24 protein-coding genes and 4 tRNA genes are annotated in these 20083 nt (G+C 70.1%); 18 read left to right on the plus strand and 10 right to left on the minus strand.

Translation table 11 applies throughout. From position 1 onward, the window contains the following. Nucleotides 1–35 precede the first annotated feature (35 nt). Nucleotides 36–1052, minus strand: coding sequence for a DUF5784 family protein (locus ACP95_RS03605; RefSeq protein WP_049979896.1), 1017 nt, complete (start codon nucleotides 1050–1052; stop codon nucleotides 36–38). A 153-nt stretch (nucleotides 1053–1205) separates the two neighbouring features. Here ACP95_RS03605 and ACP95_RS16005 point away from each other — a divergent pair, with 153 nt between their 5' ends. Next, entirely contained in the window at nucleotides 1206–1379 is a 174-nt protein-coding gene (locus ACP95_RS16005; protein WP_202593766.1) for a DUF5786 family protein, read from the plus strand. Nucleotides 1380–1483: 104 nt separating this feature from the next. Continuing rightward, nucleotides 1484–1705 carry a DUF7561 family protein gene (locus ACP95_RS03610; protein ID WP_049979897.1) on the plus strand — a complete coding sequence of 74 codons (222 nt, stop codon included), beginning with the start codon at nucleotides 1484–1486 and terminating at the stop codon, nucleotides 1703–1705. 68 nt (nucleotides 1706–1773) lie between these two features. Here the strand turns inward: ACP95_RS03610 and radA are convergent, their stop codons facing one another. The 4 genes from radA to ACP95_RS03630 all read right to left on the minus strand — a co-directional run bounded on the left by radA (nucleotide 1774) and on the right by ACP95_RS03630 (nucleotide 4548). After that, a complete protein-coding gene (radA, locus tag ACP95_RS03615; RefSeq protein ID WP_049979898.1) occupies nucleotides 1774–2805 on the minus strand; it encodes a DNA repair and recombination protein RadA in 1032 nt (343 codons plus the stop codon). Between the two features lie 174 nt (nucleotides 2806–2979). After that, nucleotides 2980–3234: a hypothetical protein gene (locus tag ACP95_RS03620; RefSeq protein WP_049979899.1), complete on the minus strand. Its 255-nt coding sequence runs from the start codon at nucleotides 3232–3234 to the stop codon at nucleotides 2980–2982. A 106-nt stretch (nucleotides 3235–3340) separates the two neighbouring features. Beyond that, nucleotides 3341–4012, minus strand: a complete 672-nt coding sequence (gene pspAB / locus ACP95_RS03625; protein ID WP_049979900.1) for a PspA-associated protein PspAB — start codon at nucleotides 4010–4012, stop codon at nucleotides 3341–3343. Nucleotides 4013–4062: 50 nt separating this feature from the next. Next, nucleotides 4063–4548 (minus strand): hypothetical protein, encoded by a 486-nt coding sequence (locus ACP95_RS03630; RefSeq protein ID WP_049979901.1) that lies wholly within the window; start codon nucleotides 4546–4548, stop codon nucleotides 4063–4065. 123 nt (nucleotides 4549–4671) lie between these two features. Between ACP95_RS03630 and ACP95_RS03635 the strand changes: the two genes are divergently transcribed. The 3 genes from ACP95_RS03635 (at nucleotide 4672) to ACP95_RS03645 (ending at nucleotide 6440) form a co-directional block, all read left to right on the plus strand. Then, nucleotides 4672–4744 (plus strand) — tRNA-Arg (locus ACP95_RS03635). Between the two features lie 257 nt (nucleotides 4745–5001). Beyond that, the gene (locus ACP95_RS03640; protein WP_049979902.1) at nucleotides 5002–5433 is read left to right on the plus strand and encodes a histone; all 432 of its coding nucleotides are present in this window, start codon (nucleotides 5002–5004) and stop codon (nucleotides 5431–5433) included. Then, nucleotides 5433–6440: a histone deacetylase family protein gene (locus tag ACP95_RS03645; protein ID WP_049979903.1), complete on the plus strand. Its 1008-nt coding sequence runs from the start codon at nucleotides 5433–5435 to the stop codon at nucleotides 6438–6440. The genes ACP95_RS03640 and ACP95_RS03645 overlap by 1 nt, the downstream gene beginning before the upstream one ends. Nucleotides 6441–6461: 21 nt before the next feature. Here ACP95_RS03645 and cca read toward each other — a convergent pair whose 3' ends face one another. Beyond that, nucleotides 6462–7874 carry a CCA tRNA nucleotidyltransferase gene (cca, locus tag ACP95_RS03650; protein WP_049979904.1) on the minus strand — a complete coding sequence of 471 codons (1413 nt, stop codon included), beginning with the start codon at nucleotides 7872–7874 and terminating at the stop codon, nucleotides 6462–6464. 98 nt (nucleotides 7875–7972) lie between these two features. On the opposite strand from cca, the gene ACP95_RS03655 reads away from it, so the two are divergent. Beyond that, nucleotides 7973–8045: transfer RNA gene (locus tag ACP95_RS03655), tRNA-Asn, on the plus strand. A 48-nt stretch (nucleotides 8046–8093) separates the two neighbouring features. Next, nucleotides 8094–8169: transfer RNA gene (locus ACP95_RS03660), tRNA-Ile, on the plus strand. Nucleotides 8170–8202: 33 nt separating this feature from the next. Here the strand turns inward: ACP95_RS03660 and ACP95_RS03665 are convergent. Continuing rightward, nucleotides 8203–8880, minus strand: coding sequence for a LiaF transmembrane domain-containing protein (locus ACP95_RS03665; protein WP_049979905.1), 678 nt, complete (start codon nucleotides 8878–8880; stop codon nucleotides 8203–8205). Nucleotides 8881–9009: 129 nt separating this feature from the next. Here ACP95_RS03665 and ACP95_RS03670 point away from each other — a divergent pair, with 129 nt between their 5' ends. The 6 genes from ACP95_RS03670 to ACP95_RS03695 all read left to right on the plus strand — a co-directional run bounded on the left by ACP95_RS03670 (nucleotide 9010) and on the right by ACP95_RS03695 (nucleotide 12649). Then, the gene (locus ACP95_RS03670) at nucleotides 9010–9549 is read left to right on the plus strand and encodes a hypothetical protein (RefSeq protein ID WP_049979906.1); all 540 of its coding nucleotides are present in this window, start codon (nucleotides 9010–9012) and stop codon (nucleotides 9547–9549) included. Between the two features lie 40 nt (nucleotides 9550–9589). After that, complete coding sequence (locus tag ACP95_RS03675; RefSeq protein ID WP_049979907.1) at nucleotides 9590–10459, plus strand: GAF domain-containing protein; 870 nt, start codon at nucleotides 9590–9592, stop codon at nucleotides 10457–10459. Then, nucleotides 10452–11105 (plus strand): DUF7504 family protein, encoded by a 654-nt coding sequence (locus ACP95_RS03680; protein ID WP_049979908.1) that lies wholly within the window; start codon nucleotides 10452–10454, stop codon nucleotides 11103–11105. The genes ACP95_RS03675 and ACP95_RS03680 overlap by 8 nt, the downstream gene beginning before the upstream one ends. Nucleotides 11106–11147: 42 nt before the next feature. Beyond that, the gene (locus ACP95_RS03685; protein WP_049979909.1) at nucleotides 11148–12110 is read left to right on the plus strand and encodes a succinylglutamate desuccinylase/aspartoacylase family protein; all 963 of its coding nucleotides are present in this window, start codon (nucleotides 11148–11150) and stop codon (nucleotides 12108–12110) included. Nucleotides 12111–12155: 45 nt separating this feature from the next. Beyond that, a tRNA-Leu gene (locus ACP95_RS03690) sits at nucleotides 12156–12240 on the plus strand. 220 nt (nucleotides 12241–12460) lie between these two features. Next, nucleotides 12461–12649: a hypothetical protein gene (locus ACP95_RS03695; RefSeq protein WP_049979910.1), complete on the plus strand. Its 189-nt coding sequence runs from the start codon at nucleotides 12461–12463 to the stop codon at nucleotides 12647–12649. A gap of 227 nt (nucleotides 12650–12876) precedes the next feature. Here the strand turns inward: ACP95_RS03695 and ACP95_RS03700 are convergent, their stop codons facing one another. Both ACP95_RS03700 and ACP95_RS03705 read right to left on the minus strand, forming a co-directional pair. Beyond that, on the minus strand, nucleotides 12877–14232 hold the full coding sequence (locus tag ACP95_RS03700) for an LLM class flavin-dependent oxidoreductase (protein WP_049979911.1): 1356 nt from the start codon (nucleotides 14230–14232) through the stop codon (nucleotides 12877–12879). Nucleotides 14233–14381: 149 nt separating this feature from the next. Then, a complete protein-coding gene (locus ACP95_RS03705; protein WP_049979912.1) occupies nucleotides 14382–15602 on the minus strand; it encodes a carboxylate--amine ligase in 1221 nt (406 codons plus the stop codon). A gap of 140 nt (nucleotides 15603–15742) precedes the next feature. On the opposite strand from ACP95_RS03705, the gene ACP95_RS03710 reads away from it, so the two are divergent. Further along, nucleotides 15743–16267, plus strand: coding sequence for a DUF5813 family protein (locus tag ACP95_RS03710; protein ID WP_049979913.1), 525 nt, complete (start codon nucleotides 15743–15745; stop codon nucleotides 16265–16267). Nucleotides 16268–16416: 149 nt separating this feature from the next. Continuing rightward, nucleotides 16417–16737 carry a hypothetical protein gene (locus tag ACP95_RS03715; protein WP_049979914.1) on the plus strand — a complete coding sequence of 107 codons (321 nt, stop codon included), beginning with the start codon at nucleotides 16417–16419 and terminating at the stop codon, nucleotides 16735–16737. Between the two features lies 1 nt (nucleotide 16738). Here ACP95_RS03715 and tmk read toward each other — a convergent pair whose 3' ends face one another. Beyond that, nucleotides 16739–17332 carry a dTMP kinase gene (gene tmk, locus ACP95_RS03720; RefSeq protein WP_049979915.1) on the minus strand — a complete coding sequence of 198 codons (594 nt, stop codon included), beginning with the start codon at nucleotides 17330–17332 and terminating at the stop codon, nucleotides 16739–16741. A gap of 95 nt (nucleotides 17333–17427) precedes the next feature. Here tmk and ACP95_RS03725 point away from each other — a divergent pair, with 95 nt between their 5' ends. From ACP95_RS03725 to ACP95_RS15140, 3 genes are all read left to right on the plus strand, one after another. Next, on the plus strand, nucleotides 17428–18315 hold the full coding sequence (locus tag ACP95_RS03725; protein WP_049979916.1) for a complex I NDUFA9 subunit family protein: 888 nt from the start codon (nucleotides 17428–17430) through the stop codon (nucleotides 18313–18315). 90 nt (nucleotides 18316–18405) lie between these two features. Beyond that, nucleotides 18406–19395: a histidine kinase N-terminal 7TM domain-containing protein gene (locus ACP95_RS03730; RefSeq protein ID WP_049979917.1), complete on the plus strand. Its 990-nt coding sequence runs from the start codon at nucleotides 18406–18408 to the stop codon at nucleotides 19393–19395. Next, on the plus strand, nucleotides 19332–20066 hold the full coding sequence (locus tag ACP95_RS15140) for a sensor histidine kinase (RefSeq protein WP_154018426.1): 735 nt from the start codon (nucleotides 19332–19334) through the stop codon (nucleotides 20064–20066). Before ACP95_RS03730 ends, ACP95_RS15140 begins: the two co-directional genes overlap by 64 nt. The last annotated feature ends 17 nt before the right edge of the window (nucleotides 20067–20083 follow it).

Genomic DNA, 20083 nt, shown 5'->3' on the forward strand with positions numbered 1-20083 from the left:
GTGTCGGCGCCGGGAGAAACCGCTTGCGATGCCGATCAGTCGTCGATCCACTCGACGGCGTCGCCCAGATCCAGCGGGAGCCCGCCTTTCCGGTAAGCCTCGACGTGGCCGGAGGGCCGGAGGCGGAACACGACCGCCGGCCGGTGGCGGACCTCCGGCTGCTCGCCGGCGATCGCCAGCCAGTCGTCGTCGGGGAACGAGGAGCAGTCGACGAACAGCGTGACGCCGCCGCCGTGCTCCTCCAGCTGGCCCGAGGATTTCGTCTCCGCGGTCTCCCGGATCGCGGTGATCGGCGAGCCCGCCGAGCGGTGTTTCGGCGGCAGGGGTCGGGTCACCTCGACCAGCGACGCTTCCTCGTCGCCGTCGTGGCTGGCGCGGTAGTCGATGGAGTGGCCCGTCGTCACCGCCGCCTCGGGGGTCACGTCGTAGCCCGCCTCGAGGAGGAGGTAGGCGGCGTTGAACTCGCCCATCGTCGCCGTCATCCGGGTGAGGTCGAGCGTCTCGGAGGTGCCGAGCTTGCCGGCCATCGTCTCGCGGTAGGGGTCGAGCGCGCCTGTCGAGAGCAACTCCTCGTAGAACGCGAGCACGTCGTCCCGGTCGGCGTCGGGGAACCCGGCGGCGTGATCGCGGAAGAACTCCCGGGTGGTGTGTCGGCCGTCCTTCGAGAGGAACACAGGGAGGAAGAACCACGAGACGTGCGGGTACGCCTCCAGCCAGGGGGACTCCTCGTTCAACTGGGCGAGCAGCTCGCGCTCGGCCCAGCGCCGGATCGGGTAGGACACCTCCGCGAACCCGTGTTTGTCGGTGCGCCAGAGCGCCGACGGCGTCTCGGTGTTGCCCAGCCAGTAGCCGGCCTCGTCGTCCCAGCAGAACAGCGCCACGTCGCCGTTGGCCATCTCGAACCGGACGGCGTCGAAGCCAGCCGGCGACTGGTACCACGGATCGCGCATCTCCGCCCCGATGTTGGCCTGCAGCGGCTGCAACAGCTCGTTACGAACGCGCGCCTCGGACCAGGACCCGGGGGCGTATCGGAACCGAAGCGGCTTTGCCACACGTTCCCTCGGCGGGGCGGGGGTTTACAGTTTTCGAGCCACGCCGGGGCCCTCGGGCTAACTAGCGCGGCCGTCGCGTCTGGTACCTACGTGGTTCCGGGCTGAAACTAACCGATACGTATATGCAAGGCAACCACAAAGTGACTAGTTACCATGTCATTCGGTGCCTATGACGAAGGCGAACACGAACGACGCGAACGACTGACCTCGCAGGCGGACGCCGAGTTCGAGGAGGCGCCCGAGGAGTTCAGCGGCAGCGTCAGCTACGACTCCGGCGATTCGGCGGAGGCACTGCTCGACCAGTTCGAAGAGATCAAAGAGGACTGATCCGCGATCTCCTTCCTCCGGCAGCTCACCCGTCCAGCGGCGGCGCCGCCGATCGTCGGGCCCCCGCCGGAGCGCCTAACCGACTCGGGCCCGAAGCGCCGTCGATGGCCACTCAGCGCTGTGACGGCTGCGACCGGCGGACCCGGATCGGCGGGGGGATCGGCGACTTCTGGACGTTCGAGGGCGGGTCGACGGAGGGGATGGATCTGGAGCTCGCCGACGGCTCGGAGTTCTTCCTCTGTTTCGACTGTATCGAGCAGTTGCCCGACGACCGCGACGCGACGCCCGAGGACGTCGACGCGCTCGCGGATCGTGCCGAGGAGTGAGTGGGGAACGGCGGGAATGAGGGGATAGGTGGGGGAATCGGGGAAACCGGGGGAACCGAACCGACGCCTTACTCGGGCTTCAGGCCGCCGTCCTGGACGCGCATCACCGCCTCGCCGTCGGCGAGGTTGGGCGCGTCGACGAGCCGGACGATCCGCTTGTCGCCCTTCGACTTGCGGAGGTAGATGCGGAACGTGGACTTGTGGCCCAGGATGTTCCCGCCGATGGGCTGGGTCGGGTCGCCGAAGTAGGAGTCGGGATTGGAGGCGACCTGGTTCGTGACGAGGACGGCGACGTTGTGGAGGTTGCCGACCTTGTCGAGCTCGTGGAGGTGTTTGTTGAGCTTCTGCTGGCGCTCGGCGAGCTCGCCGCGGCCGACGTACTCCGCGCGGAAGTGCGCGGTCAGCGAGTCGACACAGAGCAGTCGGATCGGCCAGTCGGTGTCCTCGTGCTCCTTCGCGAGCTCGAGGGCCTTCTCGGCCAGCAGCATCTGGTGGTTGGCGTTGAACGCCTTCGCGACGTGGATGTTGTCGAGGAACGACTCGAGCAGCTGCTCCATCGCCTCCTCGTCGCCGGGCTCGCCCTCGATCTCGCGGCGTTCGAGCTCCTCGGCGATGATCTCGTCGTCGAGCCCCCGGATCATGTCGTCGATCCGCTCGGGGCGGAACGTGTCCTCCGTGTCGATGAAGATGGCGCCGCCGTCGAGGCCGCCGTTCTCCTGCGAGAGCTGGACGTTGACGGACATCTGGTGGGTGACCTGGGACTTCCCGGTCCCGAACTCGCCGTACACCTCGGTGATGGACTGGGTCTCCATCCCGCCGCCGAGGAGGTCGTCCACCTCGTCCATCTGCCAGGAGAGCTTCCCGATGCGCTCGCGGCGCTCGAGCACGCTCGCGCCGGTCTCGAAGCCGCCGACGTCGGCGGCCTCGCGGGCGGCGTTGATCACGTCGGCGGCCGTGGAGTCGCCCACGTCCGCGGAGTTGGACAGTTCGCCGGGGCTCGCGACGGCGATGCTCTGGTAGCTGTCGAACCCAGCCTCCGTGAGCTTGTCTGCGGTTGCGGGGCCGACGCCGGGCAGGCTTTCGAGGTCGTCTTCTGCCATACTCCTCCGTTGTGCGCCACCCGGGATAAACCCTCGTTAACAGTAGAGTGAAAGTGAAACTGGGGCCGTGCTGGTGCTGCGTCTCACTCGCGCACGAACGTTAAAACCGGATGACGCGGCGGCGACGGTGAGGCGTCGACGGCGTGGCGTCGACGCGACCGTCGAAGGGGCGGCTCAGTGGCGCCGCCAGAGCAGGTAGGCCCCACCGACGGCCAGTATCGCGCCGCCGAGGCGGTCGCCGGCGGGGTGGACCGCGAGCGCGACGCCGGCCAGCAGCGACAGCCCCGCGAGGTAGTCGGGCAGTTCGAAGCGCGGGGCGGGGTCGCTCGCGGGCGTGAACGCGCGGTCGAGTTCCTCGCGGCCGACGTGCCGGAGGTCGCCCGTCGCCTCGCGGTTCCCGGCGGCGTCGGTGAGACGCAGGAGGGTCACGCGGTCGTCGTCGCCGCCGCCGACGCCGACGACCCGGAAGACGGCGCCGGCGGCTCGCCCTCGGTCAGGCGGTAGTGATCGTAGACTGCGGGCTCGTCGGCCATCGTCACTCCCAGGGGTGGCCGCCCGGCGAGTCGGGCCAGAGCGGGTACCAGTGGGATTCGTCGTCCTCGATGTCGAGCTCGCCGTCCAGCACCGAACGGAGCTTGAACTCCGCTTTCGTGTTGCGGTCGTGGTCGCCGCTGGGGCAGAACGGGTAGTATGCGCCGCGGCGGAAGGAGTAGATCCAGTAGGCGCGATCGGTGCTGGCGCGGGTGGCGCTCGCGCCGCACTCGCCGCGTTTGCCGCCGTTCTCGGCGGCGTCGCTGTCGGCCTTCTCGAAGCCGAAGACGGCGGCAAGCAGCCGGGAGCCGAACCCCTGCTCCACGAACTCGTCGGCGGCGAAGTGGACGCTCGTCACCAGGTCCTCCGGGTCGTCGTCGACGAGGATCACCCAGTGGTAGCCGTGGTCGTCCTCGTGGCGGCGGAACTCGGTGCCCGTCTCCGCCTCGCCCGCGCGGAGGATCGTCTCGACCTCGTCGACGGCGTCGGCGAACGCGGTGCTGTCGACCCGGGAGAAACAGAGCGCGGCCGCGCCGGCCGAGCGGTAGCCGAGTTCGGCCTCCATCGTGACGTAGGCCGTGCTCATGCCGAACAGCGCCTCGGGGTCGGCCGCGCTCGCGGCGTCGGCCTCCGCGCGCACGCCGAGGACGGACTTCAGCGAGTCGAGAATGCCCATACCGGTCGTTCGCCCGCGGCGCCGTTAGTCCTCCGGTCACCCACGACCGGCTACTCGCCGGTCTGCCGCTGGGCGACCTGCTGCTCGCCGTCGACGCCGTCGTGGGTGACCGTCGTCGTCCCCGGGAGGCCGCCGTCGAACTCCACGGTGACGGTGTACCCCCGCTCGACGAGCTGTTGGGTGCACATCTCGTCCTCGTCGGTGTCGTCGCGGGTCGCCACGCGCACCGCGAGTTCGTCCGCCTCGGCGTCGTACGTCGCCGACGCGAGCGACGCGACCATGCAGCCGTTCTTGCCGACGATGCAGCCCTCGACGGTGACGGTGCTCCCCTCGGCGGCGATGCTGGCGCTCCCGGGCTCGGGGCACTCCTCACGCGGCTCGAGCGACCGGGCGGTGATCGTCGGCGCCGCCGGCGTCGCCGTCGGCGTGTCCGTCGCTGCTGGACCGTCGTCGGGCGTCTCCGGGGACGACCCGACGCAGCCGGCGATCGTCGCGAGCGCCCCGGCGGCGCCCGTGAGCAACGTTCTGCGCTCCATAGCTCCACGGACGGCGGCTGGTTGCATAAGGTCGCGGTATGGACAAAACGTGCTTTGTTCCTTCCCCCCACGCCGTTCGGGAACCGGAACCGACTTATGCAGGTCGGGCGTTTGTGGAAACGAGTCCCGGTAGGGTAGTGGACTATCCTCTTGGCTTGCGGAGCCAGGGACCGGCGTTCAAATCGCCGCCGGGACGTTTTCGACGAACTACGACAACGAGCGACAGCGAGAAGTCCGTGAGTCGATACGGCTGTCGCGGAGATTTGAGCCAGAGAGACGAGCGAAGCGAGTCTCTCGCGTGGACTCCGTCCGGACGTTGCTGTCGGCGCCATCCCGCGAGCGGAGCGAGCGCCGATATCATCGTCACCCGCAACGTCGACGCCGACGCATACTCCCTGTGACGCCCTGAGAGCGGAGGGGAAGCGTTTTACGCGCCACGCCCGGCGTGTGGGTATGACCGTCGAGCTGCCGTTCGCCCCCGTCGACGCGATCATCCGTCGCAACGCGGACGGACTCCGCGTCAGCGCCGACGCGGCCGAGGAACTGGCGGCGCGCATCCAGGACCGCGGCGCCGAACTCGCCGTCGAAGCCGCGGAGGAGGCCACGGAGGACGGCCGGAAGACCCTCATGGCCGCTGACTTCGGCGTCGGCCAGGTCGTCGACCGCGACGCCGTCGACCTCCCCGTCGCGCCCGTCGACCGCATCGCCCGCCTGCGCATCGACGACCGCTACCGGGTGTCGATGGAGGCCCGGATCGCGCTGGCGGACATCCTCGAGGACTACGCCGACAACGTCGCACGCGCGGCCGCCAAGCTCGCCCGCCACGCCGACCGCCGAACCGTACAGGCCGAGGACATCGAGACGTACTTCGCCCTGTTCGAGTAATGCAGTTCGGCTACTCGGACCGCTGTCTCGACCACGACACCGGCCCCCGACACCCCGAGTCGCCCGACCGCATGCGGGCGATCCGCGAGACGCTGAAGGACCGCCACTGCGTCGAGTACGTCGACGCCCCCGCCGCCGACCGCGAGGCGCTGGAGCGCGCCCACGACGCCGAGTACGTCGAGGAGGTCGAGCAGTTCTGCGAGGACGGCGGCGGCGAGTGGGACCCCGACACCGTCGCCGGCGAGGACACGTACGACGTGGCGCGCAAGTCCGCGGGGCTGGCGATCTGGGCCGCCGAGGCGGCCGTCGACGGCGCCGACGGCCGTAACACCCCCTTCGCGATCGGCCGCCCCCCGGGCCACCACGCCGAGTCCGACGAGGCGATGGGGTTCTGCTTCTTCAACAACGCCGCCGTCGCCGCGCGGGCGGCGATCGACGGCCACGATTCGGTCGACCGCGTCGCGATCTGGGACTGGGACGTCCACCACGGCAACGGGATCCAGGAGATCTGCGCCGACGACCCGGACGTGTTCTACGCTTCGACCCACGAGGAGGGGCTCTACCCCGGCACGGGCGCGATCGAGGAGACGGGCGAGGGCGCGGGCGAGGGGACGACGCTCAACGTGCCGCTCTCGGCCGGCTGTGGCGACGCGGAGTACCGCCACGCGTTCGAGGAACTGATCGCCCCCGCCTTCGAGCGGTTCGACCCCGATCTGTTGTTGGTCTCCGCGGGGTTCGACGCCCACCGACACGACCCGATCTCGCGGATGCGCGTCTCCACCGAGGGGTACGCCCAGTTCACCGACGCGGTCCGGGAGCTGTCCGACGAGCTCGACGCCGCGCTGGCGTTCGTCCTCGAGGGTGGCTACGGCCTCGACACGCTCTCCGAGAGCGTCGCCGTCGTCCACGAGACGTTCGACGGCCGCGACCCCATCCCCGAGGACGACGAGCCGGCCGACGAGGTCGTGACGCTGGTCGACGAACTCCGCGAGATCCACGACCTCTGAGCCGGTTGCCCCCGGACTGGTTCAGACTTCGGGCTCGAAGTACTCCCGGAGCTCCTCGCCGAACCGCTCGGCCAGCGACGCCACCTCGTCGCCGACGAGCACCGCGTACTCGTTCTCAAGCGCCGTCTCGACGTGGGTCCCGAGCGCCACGTCGAACAGCGCGTCGCTCCGGAGGAACGCCTCGGGCGTGCGGTGATCACGCGGGCGTTCGACCACGTAGCGACCGCCCTCGACGAACGGGCCGTACACGGCCGGATCGTCGGCGTAGGCGTCGTAGAACGAGGCCGCGTGCTCGCCGACGTGAACCGGTGGCCCCTCGTGGCGCTCGACCCCGGGGAGCTCGTCGACCGCGGTCTCCACGAACAGCACCGAGCGACCCGACCCGTCCTCGCCGACGCCGTCGGCGAGCGCGGTCGCCCGCAGGCTGTCGAACCCGCAGCGGTCGAGTTCCTCGGTGACGCCGCCGAGCGAGCGGCGGAGCTGGGGGTAGAGCTGGTCCTCGACCACGTCGGGCGTATCGAAGACGAGCGCGACCGCGTGGCTCCCGCGGCGATCGAGGTGGTCGCGGACGCCCGCGGCGTCGATGGGCTCGGTCGGCTCCGGGAAGAACAGCGACTCCCGGGGGTCGTCGAGCAGCTCCCGGCAGTAGTGCTGGAAGCGTGCGAGGTTCGCCGCCGAGAGCACGGCGGCGACGTTGCGGTCGGGGTCGGTGGGGTCGATGACCACCAGCGGGTCGTCGAACTCGGCGGCCTCGGCCTCCTCGGGTGGGACTTCGGCCGGTCCCTCGCTCCCGCGCAGGTCGAACTGCACGGGCGGGTGCCAGTCGGCGGCCGCCTCGACCAGCGGGACGAAGCCGCCGTACTCCAGGATCAGCAGTTCGACCAGGTAGCCGGAGAACCCCTCGGTGCGGAGGTCGCTCCCGTAGATCCCGACGCCCTTCATGAACCGCTTGCACAGCCGGGCGGCCGCGGCGAGTTCGGGGTTGTAGCGGGCCTGCAGGTAGGCGTCGTGGAACGGCGTCCGGTCGACCGCGGAGTGGATGTCGGTGGCGGCGTCGACGGCGTAGCACGGCACGAGATCCACGTCGAAACCCTCGTACTCCCCCTTCACGTAGGGGTGTTCGGCGTACTCCTCGTGGCCGTCCGGGAGCACGGCGTGGCCCACCTCGAGGCCGTAGCGCTCCAGCGCCTCGCGGTCGATCGACGTGGGGAAGCGGACGAACAGGTCGATGTCGCGGTCGCCGGCGAGCCACGTCGAGCGGGCGCTGGAGCCGACCTGGGTCACGTCGGCGTCGACGGGCAGGTCGTCGATGGCGGCCTCGGCGCGCGCGGTGAGCTCCGCGGCCACGGCGCGCAGGCGCTCGCGCTCGTCGCCGTCGGGCGTGACGCGCTCGCTCACGCGGTCGAGCACGGCGTCGAGGGCGTCGTCGGTCATGCGCGAGCGTATTCCGGGCGGCGGGGAAACCGTGTCGGTCGGCCGCCGCCGCGGGGAAACGAAACCCATATGAATGAAACCGCGGTACGTGGGAATGAGCCGTCGTAGCTCAGCTGGTAGAGCACCACGCTGTTAACGTGGTTGTCCCAGGTTCGAGCCCTGGCGACGGCGTCGATCCTTTCGGTAGTCTCAAGGGCGAGCCCTCCGGCTATTCACGTAGGGCCCTTAGCTTAGTCTGGTTCACAGCACCCGGCTCATAACCGGGCGATCGGTGGTTCAAATCCGCCAGGGCCCACTCGAACTGCTACAGTTTGGCACCGACCAGCGACTAGTCTTTCAGTTCCACGCCTCCGAACGCGACGAAGCCAGTAATGACGAGATCGACCGTCTCGTGATCGGCGTCGACGCGCAGCCGGCTGTCCTCGCTGGCGCCGAAGACGGGCAACACGTCCAGTTCGACGTTCCAGTCGCGGGGGACGACGATATCGACGCCGCCGAACAGCACGGTCACGTTCACGCGTGCGGGGCGCTCCCCGGGGCTGGCGTCACGCAGATCGAGCGTGGTTCCGCCGAACAGGGTGATCAGGTTCGCTCGCTCGAACGCGGTGCCGCGGACCCGGCGTTCGACGTCGCCGAACAGCGAGAACGTGTCGACCACCGACCGCTCGGTCGTCGGCGTCGTGCGGTCGAACCGCCCGGCGAGCAGCGAGAGGCCGAAGATGACGATCACCAGCGGCCAGAGCGTCGCGAGTTCGGCCCACTCGAAGATATCGAGCGTCACGAGCTGGATCGCCCCGGCGACCAGGATCAGTGTGAGCGGGCCGAACAGGTTCCGAAAGCCACTGACGACGATCGCGTAGAGGCCGACGAGCACGAACAGCGCCGGCGTGTAGCGAAACAGCGGTCCGGTGTCGTAAATCCCGGTCGTGTCGAGGAACAGGAGCACCCCGACGAGCACGATCACCACGCCCACGACGACTTGCGACGACAGTGTGCGGTCGGCCATACGGCGGGATTGGCCGAGCCCCCGTATTGTTACGCCGAGGTTTCTACCGGACTGGCACGCCACACCGTCACTCAAACGCCGTTTTGTCTCTGAGTGACTTCTTTATCGGGCCGGCCACAACCCCCACTCGTGCGACAGAACGCCCTCCACCGACGACGGTTCGTCGCCGCCACAGCCACCACGCTCACAGCCGCCGTCGCCGGCTGTTCGACCCTGCCGGGCACTAGCGACACGACCGAGGAGCTCACCTTCGACGAGCTCCACCAGACGCCCACCTACGTCGCCGACGGCGTCGACCTCACGCTCCCCGACGAGGTCCCCACCGAGAGCGAGCCCGGCGACGCCGACCTGCTCCTCCTCCCCGGGGACACGGGCGTCGACCCCGAGCAGGCAGCCGAGTGGCTGACCGAGGACCGCAAGATCGGCCTCCTCGGCGACGCCGCCGAGCCGACGTGGATCGACTGGGAGGAGAGCGACGCGTTCGAGGAAACGTTCGACAACCAGGGCATCGGGGACAGCGAACCGGACCCCCAGCTCCTGGTCGGCGTGACGTTCGACAACCGCACGTCGACGTACGGCCGGACGTGGGCGGACGGCCCGCGGGAGCGTGACCTGATCCGCGCGCTGGACGAGATCATGGTCGACATCGCCGAGCGGACGCCCAGCTGAGGGCCGCCAGTTTCCTAACCCCGCCGGGGGAAGGGCGCGTATGTTACTCTGCGTCGATTCGGACGCCGCCGCGCGGACGGCGACGGCCGAGACGCTGCGGGATGCCGGGTTCACCGTCGCGGAGGCGGCGACGGCGGGCGCCGCGCGGGAGCGTTTCGACGACGATCTCGAGGGAGTCGTCACCGAACAAACGCTGTCGGGCGGGACCGGGTTGGAACTCGTGGCCGACGTGCGCGATGCCGTCCCCGACACGCCCTGTGTCCTGTTCACCGACGTGCCCGTTGCGGAGATCGACACTGCGGCGTTCGGCGACCTCGTTGTCGAGTACGTCCCGAAGGACGCGCCAAACGCGCGGTCGGAGGTCGTGGACCTGCTGAACCACGCCGTCGCGTTCCGTGATCAGACAGCCTACCCGCTGCCGGAGAACGAGGAGGCTCGCCTCGCCGCGCTTGAGCAGCACGCGGCCAACCCCGGCGAGCTCGGGGAGTCGTTCGACCGACTGACCGAACTCGCGGCCGAACTGTTCGGCGTCGACGCCGCCGCGATCGGTCTGATCGACACCCACGAACAGCGCTTTCTCGCCTGCCACGGGGTTTCGCTCGGCCCGATGGACCGGGAAGACACCATCTGCACCTACGCGATCCTCGACGACGGCGTGACCGTGATCGAGGACACCGAGGAGGACCCCCGGTTCGCGGAGAACGAGGGACTGGAGGCGGCGAACATCCGGTTCTACGCCAGCGCACCGATCGAGACGGGTTCGGGCGAGGCCATCGGGACGTTCTGTGTCTACGACGACGAACCGCGGGGGTTCTCGGCGCGCGACCGGGAGCTCCTCTCACTCCTGGGCGACGAAGCGATGGAGCAACTGACGCTCCGCCGTCGACTCCGCGAGGTCGACGATGAGTGACGACCGCTACGGGTTCGAGGACGTCCCGCTCGACACGATCCGGCCGGGGACGACCGTGCTGCTCGCTGGGCCGAGCCACGCCGGAACGCGCGAACTGGGGCTCCGCTTGCTCGCCGGCCGGGAGGGTGAGGGGGCGATCCTCGTCACCACCAACCGACGTTCCCGGCGCATCGCCGCCGACTGCGAGCGCGCGGGGCTCCGGCTGGCGGCGGACAGCACGGCCATCCTTGACTGCGTCGGTGGCGAGGACAGCGACGTGCCCGCACAGGTACTCCCGGTCTCGGGCCCCTCGGACCTGACGGGGATCGGGATGCGCTACTCGGACGTGCACCGCGAGTTCGCCCGATCCGGGATCGACCGCATCCGAACGGGGCTGTTCTCGCTGTCGACGCTGCTCTCGTTCGGCGACCTCAAGACGGTCTCGCGGTTCGTCCACACGCTCGTCGGTCGCATCGACTCCCTCGACGGGCTGGGCGTGCTGGTGGTCGACCCGGCGATCCACGACGACGCGACGATCAGCACGCTCTCGCAGTTCTGTGCCGGCCGCATCGACGTCCGCGAGGGCGACGACGGGCCGGAGCTCCGGGCGCGTGGCCTCCCCAGCCAGTCACGGGACTGGCGCGGGTTCGATCTGGCGTGGGAGTAGCTAGCCGGTGGTGCAAAGACCCCCGAGTCCGTTGGTCCGGCTATGCACGACGCCGAACGCGTCACGTTGGCCCGACTCCCCTCGGGCGTGGAACTGGAGACGACCGTCCACACGTACGGCGACGGCGACGGGCCGACGCTGTACGTGCAGGCGGCCCAGCACGGCCGCGAGATCAACGGGAGCGAGGTGCTCCGACGGCTCCACGCCGAACTGCTCGCGCGGCAGGACGACTTCTCTGGCACGCTGATCGCCGTCCCCGTCGCCGACCCGATCACGTTCGACCGCGTCTCCTACACCGCGCCGGAGCCGCTGGACTCGGTGAACGCGAACATGAACCGCTGCTGGCCCGGCGACGAGGACGGCACGCTCCACGAGCGTATGGCGGCGACGCTCTGGGAGTACGCCGGCGACGCCGACGCCATCGTCGACCTCCACACCGGGGGGCTGGAGATGCTCCCCCACACCGTCTACCTGAAGGGCGACGCCGAGTGCCGCGCGCTCGCGGAGGCGTTCGGCATCGACCTGCTGCTGGCGGAGGCGGCGGGCGAGGACGCCGACGCGGAGTGGCAGGACCGCGACTTCGGCGGGAAGCTCCGCGTCGCGGCCACCCAGGAGGGGATCCCGACCATCACGCCCGAGCTCGCCCACAACACCGAACTCGTCGAGGACGCCATCGACGCCGGCCTGGCCGGGATGCTCGACACGCTCCGGCACCTCGACATGCTGCCGGGCGAGCCGGCGTCGAAGAACGCGACGGTCGCGCGCAACCACCTGGGCCGGGTGAAAGCCGCCGACTCGGGGCTGTTCCACGTCGACGGCCCGGTCGAACTCGGCGACTACGTCGAGCCGGGGGACTACGTCGGCACGCTGTACGACCCGACGAGCTACGAGGCGCTGCAGGAGGTGACCGTCGACCGCGAGGGGATCGTCTACTCGCTGGAGCGGGAGGCGACGGTGACCGCCGGCTCGAACCTGGTCGGGGTCGCGCTGCTGCTCGAGGAGTAGCGGGACCGAAACCGACTTCCGGCGGTACGGGGAACTGCCGGACGCGCGAGGGTGGCCGAGTCAGGACAAAGGCGGCGGGCTTAAGACCCGCTCCCGTAGGGGTCCGTGGGTTCGAATCCCTCCCCTCGCATTTTCCGGCGCGACCGAAGGGAGCGTCGTGAAAATCGTCACGGGAGTGGCTTCGAACCAGGGAGGTCGCGCGCAGCGAGCGAACGCGAGCGAGCAGGTCCGACCGTGGTTCGAATCCCTCCCCGATTTTCCCACGGCCTCGACGCCACAGATCATCGACGCCTCATCGACGCCCCTCGACACAAACTCTTTGACGCTGGATCTAATTACATGTAATTACCATGCGCTCGGTCGGCGACCTCACGCGGCCGGACCTCCAGCTCCTGTTCATCCCGTTCGCGTTGCTTTCCGGCGTGCTCGCCGCCGTACTCTCGCCGCTGTCGATCGGCGTCGGCGCCGGCGCTGGCTCGGTGCTGGCGAGCCTCGCCGTCGTCGACGGCGTCGCGCTCAACCCGCCGACGGAGAACTGAGCCGTCGCCGGTGACGGCGGCGACGCTGGTCGAGTACGTTTCAGCGAAAACGGGCCGCGCCGCCGCGAAAAAGCGCGGCGGCGCGAGCCCGGTTGGTCCCCGCTGACGCTTCGGCCCTCCAAAGCGAAGCGTCACCTGAACCATGTGGGTGGAACACCTTAAACCTATTCGCTACCGGAACGCCGAGCCTTGACGCACGGGCGCCCCTGGCAGCGGTTCTGCGGTCCTCACTGCCGGGCCGGGTGGTGGTCGGGGAGGCGTCGCTGCCCCTCGCCGTAGAGCCGTTCCCGAAGCGTGTCACCCTCGTACTCGGTGCGGAACAGGCCGCGATCCTGCAGTTCCGGCACCACCTGATCGACGAACTCGTCGAGGCTGCCGGTGCGGACCGCCTCCTTCACGTTGAACCCGTCGACGCCGACCGACTCGTGCCAGTACACGAGTTCGTCGGCGACCTGCTCGGGCGTGCCGACGACGATGGGGGAGGTCGAACCGAGGCCGGAGAACTCCGCCACCTCGCGCACGGTCCACTCGCGGTCGGGGTCGGCCTGCGTGAACGCGTTCATCGTTCCCTGGATCGCCTGCGTCTCGATGTGCTCGACTTTCTGGTCCGGGTCGAGTTCGGAGAGGTCCATGTCGAGGAAGCCCGAGAGCAGGGCGAGCGTCGACTCCACGTCGATCGAGTCCTTCAGCGCCTCGTACTTCGCTTCGGCCTCCGCTTCCGTCGGCGCCACGACCGGCACGATGCCGATGAAGAAGGAGATCGAGTCCTCGTCGCGGCCGGCGTCGGCGGCCCGCTGCTGGACGTCCTCCACGTACTCCCGGACCCCCTCCTCGGTGGGCTGGGAGCAGAACACCGCCTCGGCGTTGGCGGCGGCGAAGTCGCGACCGTACTCCGAGGAGCCGGCCTGGTAGATCACCGGCGTGCGCTGCGGTGAGGGCTCGGAGCCGTGCGGGCCGGGCACGTCGAAGAACTCGCCCTCGTGGTCGATGCTGTGGACCTTCTCCGGATCGGTGTAGCGCCCCGACTCGGCGTCCCGCAGCACGGCATCGTCCTCCCACGAGTCCTCCCAGAGCGCGTAGCAGACGTCGAGGAACTCCGCGGCGCGCTCGTAGCGCGTCTCCTTCTCCATCCGTTCGTCGAGGCCGAGGTTGTCGGCGGCGGACTCGAGGTAGGAGGTGACGACGTTGAACGCCACGCGGCCGTCGGTGAGGTGGTCGAGCGTCGAGAACTCGCGGGCGAGCTGGTAGGGGTGGTTGTACGTGGTGGACTTGGTGATCGCGAACCCCAAATCGTCGGTCACCTCCGCCATCGCGGGCACCACGAGTGCGGGGTCGTTCGAGGGCGTCTGGACGGCCTTCTCGATGGCCGTCTCGCGGTCGCCGCCGTAGACGTCGTAGATACCGCGCACGTCGGCGAAGAACACGGCGTCGAACTTGCCGCGCTCGGCGGTGCGGGCCACGTCGGTCCAGTACTCCCGGTCGGTGTACTCGCCCGAGCGGTCGCCGTCCCGCCGCCACGTCCCGGGCGAGACGTGCTCGACGGCGTTCATCGTGAAGAGGTTGAGGTGGAGCCGATCGCTCATCTTACTCGCCAGTAGCGGCGTGACGGGTTAGGAACCACCGGGTGCCGGCGAAACGGTGGGGTTTCGTGGACGGATCCGTACGACAGTGTGCAGGTCTGGGGCGTCGAGCGTCGTCGACGCCGTCGGCTGGACCACCCCGAATGGCCGCCTCAGCAGGAGCAGTAGTACTCGCGGTCCGTGAACTCGGTGTCGAGCAGCTGCGCCGTCGGCGCCGGATCGCTCGGGCGATAGACGCCGGTCGTCAGGTCGCCGTCGGGCTCGAAGTCGCCGGAGACCAGCGACATCCAGTCCTCGGTGTCGAGCACGTCCCAGAACGCCTCCGCGGTCGCGAGCAGGGTGAGGTAGTCCCGCAGGTACACCCAGCGCCCGTCGTCGATGGGGCCCGGCTCGAACGCCTCCCCCACGGCGTCGGCGTAGGCGGCGTACGGCAGGTTCGCGCCCACCGACACCGGCAGCGAGATCCACTTCCAGGGGCGGGTGTTGATGTCCAGCAGCACGTACTCCTCGCGGTCGGCGTCGTACACGAACTCCGACTCGCTGATCCCGCGGTAGCCGGCGTCCTCGATCACCGAGAGCGCCCGGGCCTCGATCTCGGGGGCGTCGACGGTCTCCACCAGACAGGAGGTGCCGAACTCCAGCGGGAACCGCACGGCGGCGTTGCCGACCACGGCGAGCGGTTCGCCCTCCGCCGGCACGTAGGAGGCCAGCGAGCGGTCCTTCCCGGTCGCGATGTTCACTTTCTCCTGCAGCATCACCTCGACGCCCGCGGTCGCGGCGGCGTCGAGCACGTCGTGCAGTTCCTCCCCGTTCGCCACCTCGACGACGTTGCTGCCGATCGCCTCCTCGCCCTCGCGCTTCCGTGCGGGCTTGACGACCAGCGGGAAGCCGAGCTCCGCGGCGGCCGCGTCGGGGTCGGTCTCGCTCGGAAAGTACGTCTCGGGGTAGGGGACGCCCAGCTCCTCGGCGCGGCGGTAGAGTCGGCTCTTGTCGAGCACGCTCACGTGGTTCTCCCACGGGAGGATCACGTTCTCGACGCCGGCGTCGGCGAACCCGTGGACCCACTCGTCCATGCAGCCGAACGCGACGACCTCGCCGGCGGCGTCGGCGATCGCGGCAAGATCTTCCGCGAAACCTTGCGGGTCGTCGAGCGGGTAGCGCACTTCGCCCGCGAAATCGATCGCGTCGGAGGGGTGGGCGACCCCGTCGCCGACTCGGTCGATCGCGATCACGGGCACGCCGTGGGCGTCGAGCGCGCGGGCGACGCTCAGCCCCGTGATGTGTGCGTTCGCGACGACCGCAGGCGTGCGGTCGAACTCGGCGTCGTCGACGGCGGCGACGAGCGCGTCGGTGTCGAGGAACTGCTCGGCCATACCCGGCGTTCGGCGTCGGCTGGGAAAAGCCCCGTCGAACCGGCACGGGAGCGCCCGTACCGCGGTCGCTCCCGCCCGGTAGCGGCGCCGCGGCCCACCGGAAGGGACGCGCTTATTCGGCGCAACCGCCTGGGACGGGTATGAGCGAGCTGCCCGACAGAGCCCGGCGAGCGTTCCGCAGTCACGACGCGTTCGAAGCCGCGGAGGCGGCCGCGGACCGGTTCGTCGCTACCTCGACCCCCTTCGACGGCGTCGTCGACGCGGCGCCCGCCGACGGCGGCCGGATCGAGTTCGACGTGACCGTCCGCGCGCCGATGCTCGACGCGGTGACCGAGGACGAGGTCGCGCCGGTCGTCGAGGAGGGCTGGTACGAGACGTTCGAGCGCCGCGTCGGCAACGTCGGCGGCGGCGTGCTGGCCGGCGACGACGTGCCGGACCCGGCGGTGAGAGAGACCGTCCACGGGGGGACCCGGAGCGCGGAGGTCACCGTCACCTTCGCGGACATCGACCCGCGCCGCGGCGTGAACGACGCCGCCGCGCTGATCGACTTCGTCGAGGGGACGTACGTCCAGGGCGTGATCCCCGGCTACGACTACACCGACCCCGTCGCCGGGATCCTCGCCGAGGCGCGGCGGGCCGGCGGCAGCGACGGTGTGGAACAGTAGGAGTCGGCGGGGGTCAGCCGACGGTGTGGAACAGTAGGAGTTGGCGCCGGCCAGCCGACGCTGTCGAACGGTAGGAGTCGGCGACTCAGTTCTGACTTCCCGGGACAGTAGCGACAACGAAAAGGTCACGCGGCGCCGAGTGGCGAGCAATGGTCTCGGTGCTTTCGGTCGCGTTCCTGCTCGTCGTGCTCGCGGCGCACACCCTGGTCGCGGCAGTGCTGACGCGCTACTTCCGCATCGCGCTCGACACCCGCGGGGGCGCCGCCGTGTTCACCGTCACCGCCATCCCCATCGTGCTGCTGGCGTCGACGTACGTGTTCTCGGGGCTGCTCAACCTCGGCCCGGGGCTGGGCAGCCCCGCCGTCGTGCTCACGCTCCTAGTCGCGGTGCCGGTGGGGATGGGCGCGCTGATCGACGTGCTGTACGTCCCGCCGCCCGACAGCGTCGACCTCCCCGAGAGCTGGGAGTGAGCTACGCGTCCTCTGCTCGCAACCTGTCGACGATCTCCTCCACCGACTCGATCACGGCCTCGGGCGACTGCGTGCCGTCGACGCGCACGAACCGATCGGGCTCAGCGTCGATGAGGCGCTCGTAGTTCGACTCCACCTGCGCGAGGAAGGCGGCGTCCTCGAACTGGTTGGTCGAGCCGCTGCGCGCCGCCGCCGTCTCCGGGTCCACCTCGAGGTAGATCGTCTTGTCCGGCTCGCGGGTGAACGCCGAGTGGATGCCGCGGATGTACTCCATCGGCCGCGTGAGGTCGCTGCCCGAGAGCGCTGCGGCCTGGTAGGCGTACCGCGAGTCGGAGTAGCGGTCCGAGATCACCAGCTCGTCGTTCTCGAGCGCGGGCCGGATCGTCCGCGAGAGGTGGTCGGCGTGGTCGGCGGTGAACAGGAACAGCGTCGCCAGCGGGTCGGCGTCGTCGTCGTCGATGGCGCGGTTCACGGCGTCGCCGTACCACGACTCGGTCGGCTCCCGGGTGAACGTCGCCTCGGGGTGGGAGTCGTGGAGGGCCTCCCAGACGGTCGTCTTCCCGCTCCCGTCCAGCCCCTCCAGCGTGATGAGCATGGCCGGAGGGTGTTCGGCCCGGGATTAAGGCGCGTCGGTTCGCGGGGTGCCGCTGGCGCCCGGCTTTAAGTTGGCTGCGCGTCAACCCGTGGCGTATGAAGGTACTCGTCGCCGGCGGGGACGGCTTCATCGGCCGACCGCTCTGTTCGGAGCTCGCAGACCGCGGCCACGACGTGACCGCGATGTCCCGCAGCGAGCCGGAGGACCCGCTCCCGGAGGGCGTGAGCCACGAAACGGGCGACGTGACCGACTACGACTCGACGGAGCCGGCCGTCGACGGCCACGACGCCGTCGTCAACCTTGTCGCGCTCTCGCCGCTGTTCAGCCCGAAGGGCGGCGAGGAGCAGCATTTCCGCATCCACCTCGAGGGGACGCGGAACCTCGTCGACGCCGCCGAGGCGGCCGGCGCGGACCGGTTCCTCCAGCAGAGCGCCCTCGGCGCCGACCCGGACGGGCCGACGAGCTACATCCGCGCGAAGGGGCAGGCCGAGGAGGTCGTGCGCGCGTCGAGCCTCGACTGGACGATCACCCGCCCCTCGGTGGTGTTCGGCGAGGGCGGCGAGTTCGTGAAGTTCACCAAGCTGCTCGCACCCCCCTACGTCACGCCGCTGCCCGGCAGCGGGAAGACGCGGTTCCAGCCGATCCACGTCGGCGACCTGGTGCCGATCATGGCCGACGCCCTGCTCGAGGACGAGCACGTCGGCCACGCCTACGACATCGGCGGCCCGGAGAAGCTCACGATGGCCGAGGTGGCGCGGCTGGGCCACCGCGCCGACGGCCGGGGGGTGAACGTGCTCCCGGTTCCGATGTCGATGGCGAAGATCGGGCTCTCGGTGCTCGACTACGTCCCCGGGTTCCCGTTCGGCGCCGACCAGTACCGCTCGCTGGAGATGGACAACACCGTCGACGACAACGACGTGTCGGCGTTCGGCGTCGACGAGGCCGACCTGACGACGCTGTCGTCGTTCCTCGACCTCGACTGAGGCGCCCGGCCCGAGTCCGGCTGGCGCCCTGCCGACCGGCTCGCGGTTGCCCATCTTTTTACGACGCCATCGTGACCCAACTGTCGTACGATGCCGTGGGTTCCGGGAGTTCCGTCGTTCGTCCTGTTCGGTATCAGCCTGCTCTCGGCGCTGCTCGCGGTCGCCGTCCGACGCACCCGGAGCGAACGCTACGTCGGCGGCTTCGTCGCGCTCGTCGCCGTCATCGGCGCGTGGGCGCTCAGCTACGGCGTCCAGCTGGGGTTCGGGAGCCGCGCGGCACAGCTCCCCTGGTGGCAGCTGACGCTGGCGGTCGCGGGGTTCATCCCGACCGCGTGGCTGCTGTTCACGCTGCGCTACGCCGGGAAGGACGCGTGGCTCACTCGTCCGGCCCGCTGGCTGATGGTGTCCGAGCCCGCGGTGTTCGCGGCGTTCGTGCTCACCAACCCGCGCCACGGGCTGATCTGGACCGAGTTCCGCCTCGCGGCGGCGCCGGTCGGGGTGTTCGCCCCGGAGTTCGCGGTCGGCTACTACCTCCACATCGCCTACGCCTACGCGATCGTCGGGTTCGCCAGCTACCTCGTGCTCCGGACCGCCGCCCGCTCCTCGGCCCTCTACCGGCGACAGGCGGGCACCCTGCTCGCCGCGGTAGCGCCGCCCTGGGTCGCCCACGTCGCGTTCACGCTCAGGGCTAGCCCGGTGCCGGGGCTGGACCTCACCCCGTTCACGTTCGGCGCCACGGTCGTGTTCATCGGCGTCGCGCTGTTCCGGTTCGACCTGCTCGACCGCACGCCGATCGCCCGCGCGGCGGCGCTGGACGTGGTGGGCAACGGGCTGGTCGTGCTCGACGCCGAGGGGATGGTCGTCGACGCCGACGAGCGCGCCCGGCGCGTGCTCACGCCGGCGCCGGCGGTCGGCACGCACGTCTCGTCGTGTTCCCCGACACCCCGCTCGAGCGGCTCTCGGGGACCACCGTCGAGAGCGAGACCGCGGCCATCCGCCGGACGTACGAGGTGCAGGTGTCGCCGCTACGGGGCGCCGACGACCGGCTCTCCGGCCAAGCGCTGGTGCTCCGGGACGTGACCGACCGCCGCGCGTACGAACAGCGCCTGCAGGTCGCCAACCGGGTGCTCCGGCACAACCTCCGAAACGACATGAACGTGGTCCACGGGCTCGCCGGACGGATCGCGGCCGGCGACGCCGACGACCCCGCCGCGGTCGCGGCCCGGATCCAGTCGAAAGTCGACGGCGTCGTCGAAACCAGCGAGAAGGTGCGGGAGATGACCCGGATGGAGCCCTCCTCCGTCGACGACGCGGCGCCGACCGAGCTGGGGACGGTCGCCGAGGAGGTGGCCACGCAGTTCGACGGCGAGGGGGCGGCGACCGTCGAGTGTGAGCTCTCGCGGGCGCCCGCGGCGGTCGCCGACGAGTCCGCGCTCGCGACCGCGCTGTCGAACCTGCTCGAGAACGCCGTCGAGCACAACGAGTGCGACGAGCCCTGGGTCCGCGTGGACGCCGAACGGAACGGCGACCGGGCGTGGCTCCGGGTCGTCGACGACGGGCCGGGGCTCCCCGAGGAGGAGCGGGAGGTGCTCCGCCGCGAGACGGAGACGCCGCTGAAACACAGCCGTGGGCTCGGCCTCTGGCTCGCCTCCTGGAGCGCCCGCGCGGCCGGCGGCGAGCTCGCCGTCGAGTCGAGCGGCCCCGACGGGACGACGGTCCGGATCGAGTTCCCGCCGGCCGACCGGGGCTGACCACACAGCCTTTCCCC

It is taken from the genome of Halolamina rubra (assembly GCF_000739555.1).
Lineage (GTDB): Archaea > Halobacteriota > Halobacteria > Halobacteriales > Haloferacaceae > Halolamina > Halolamina rubra.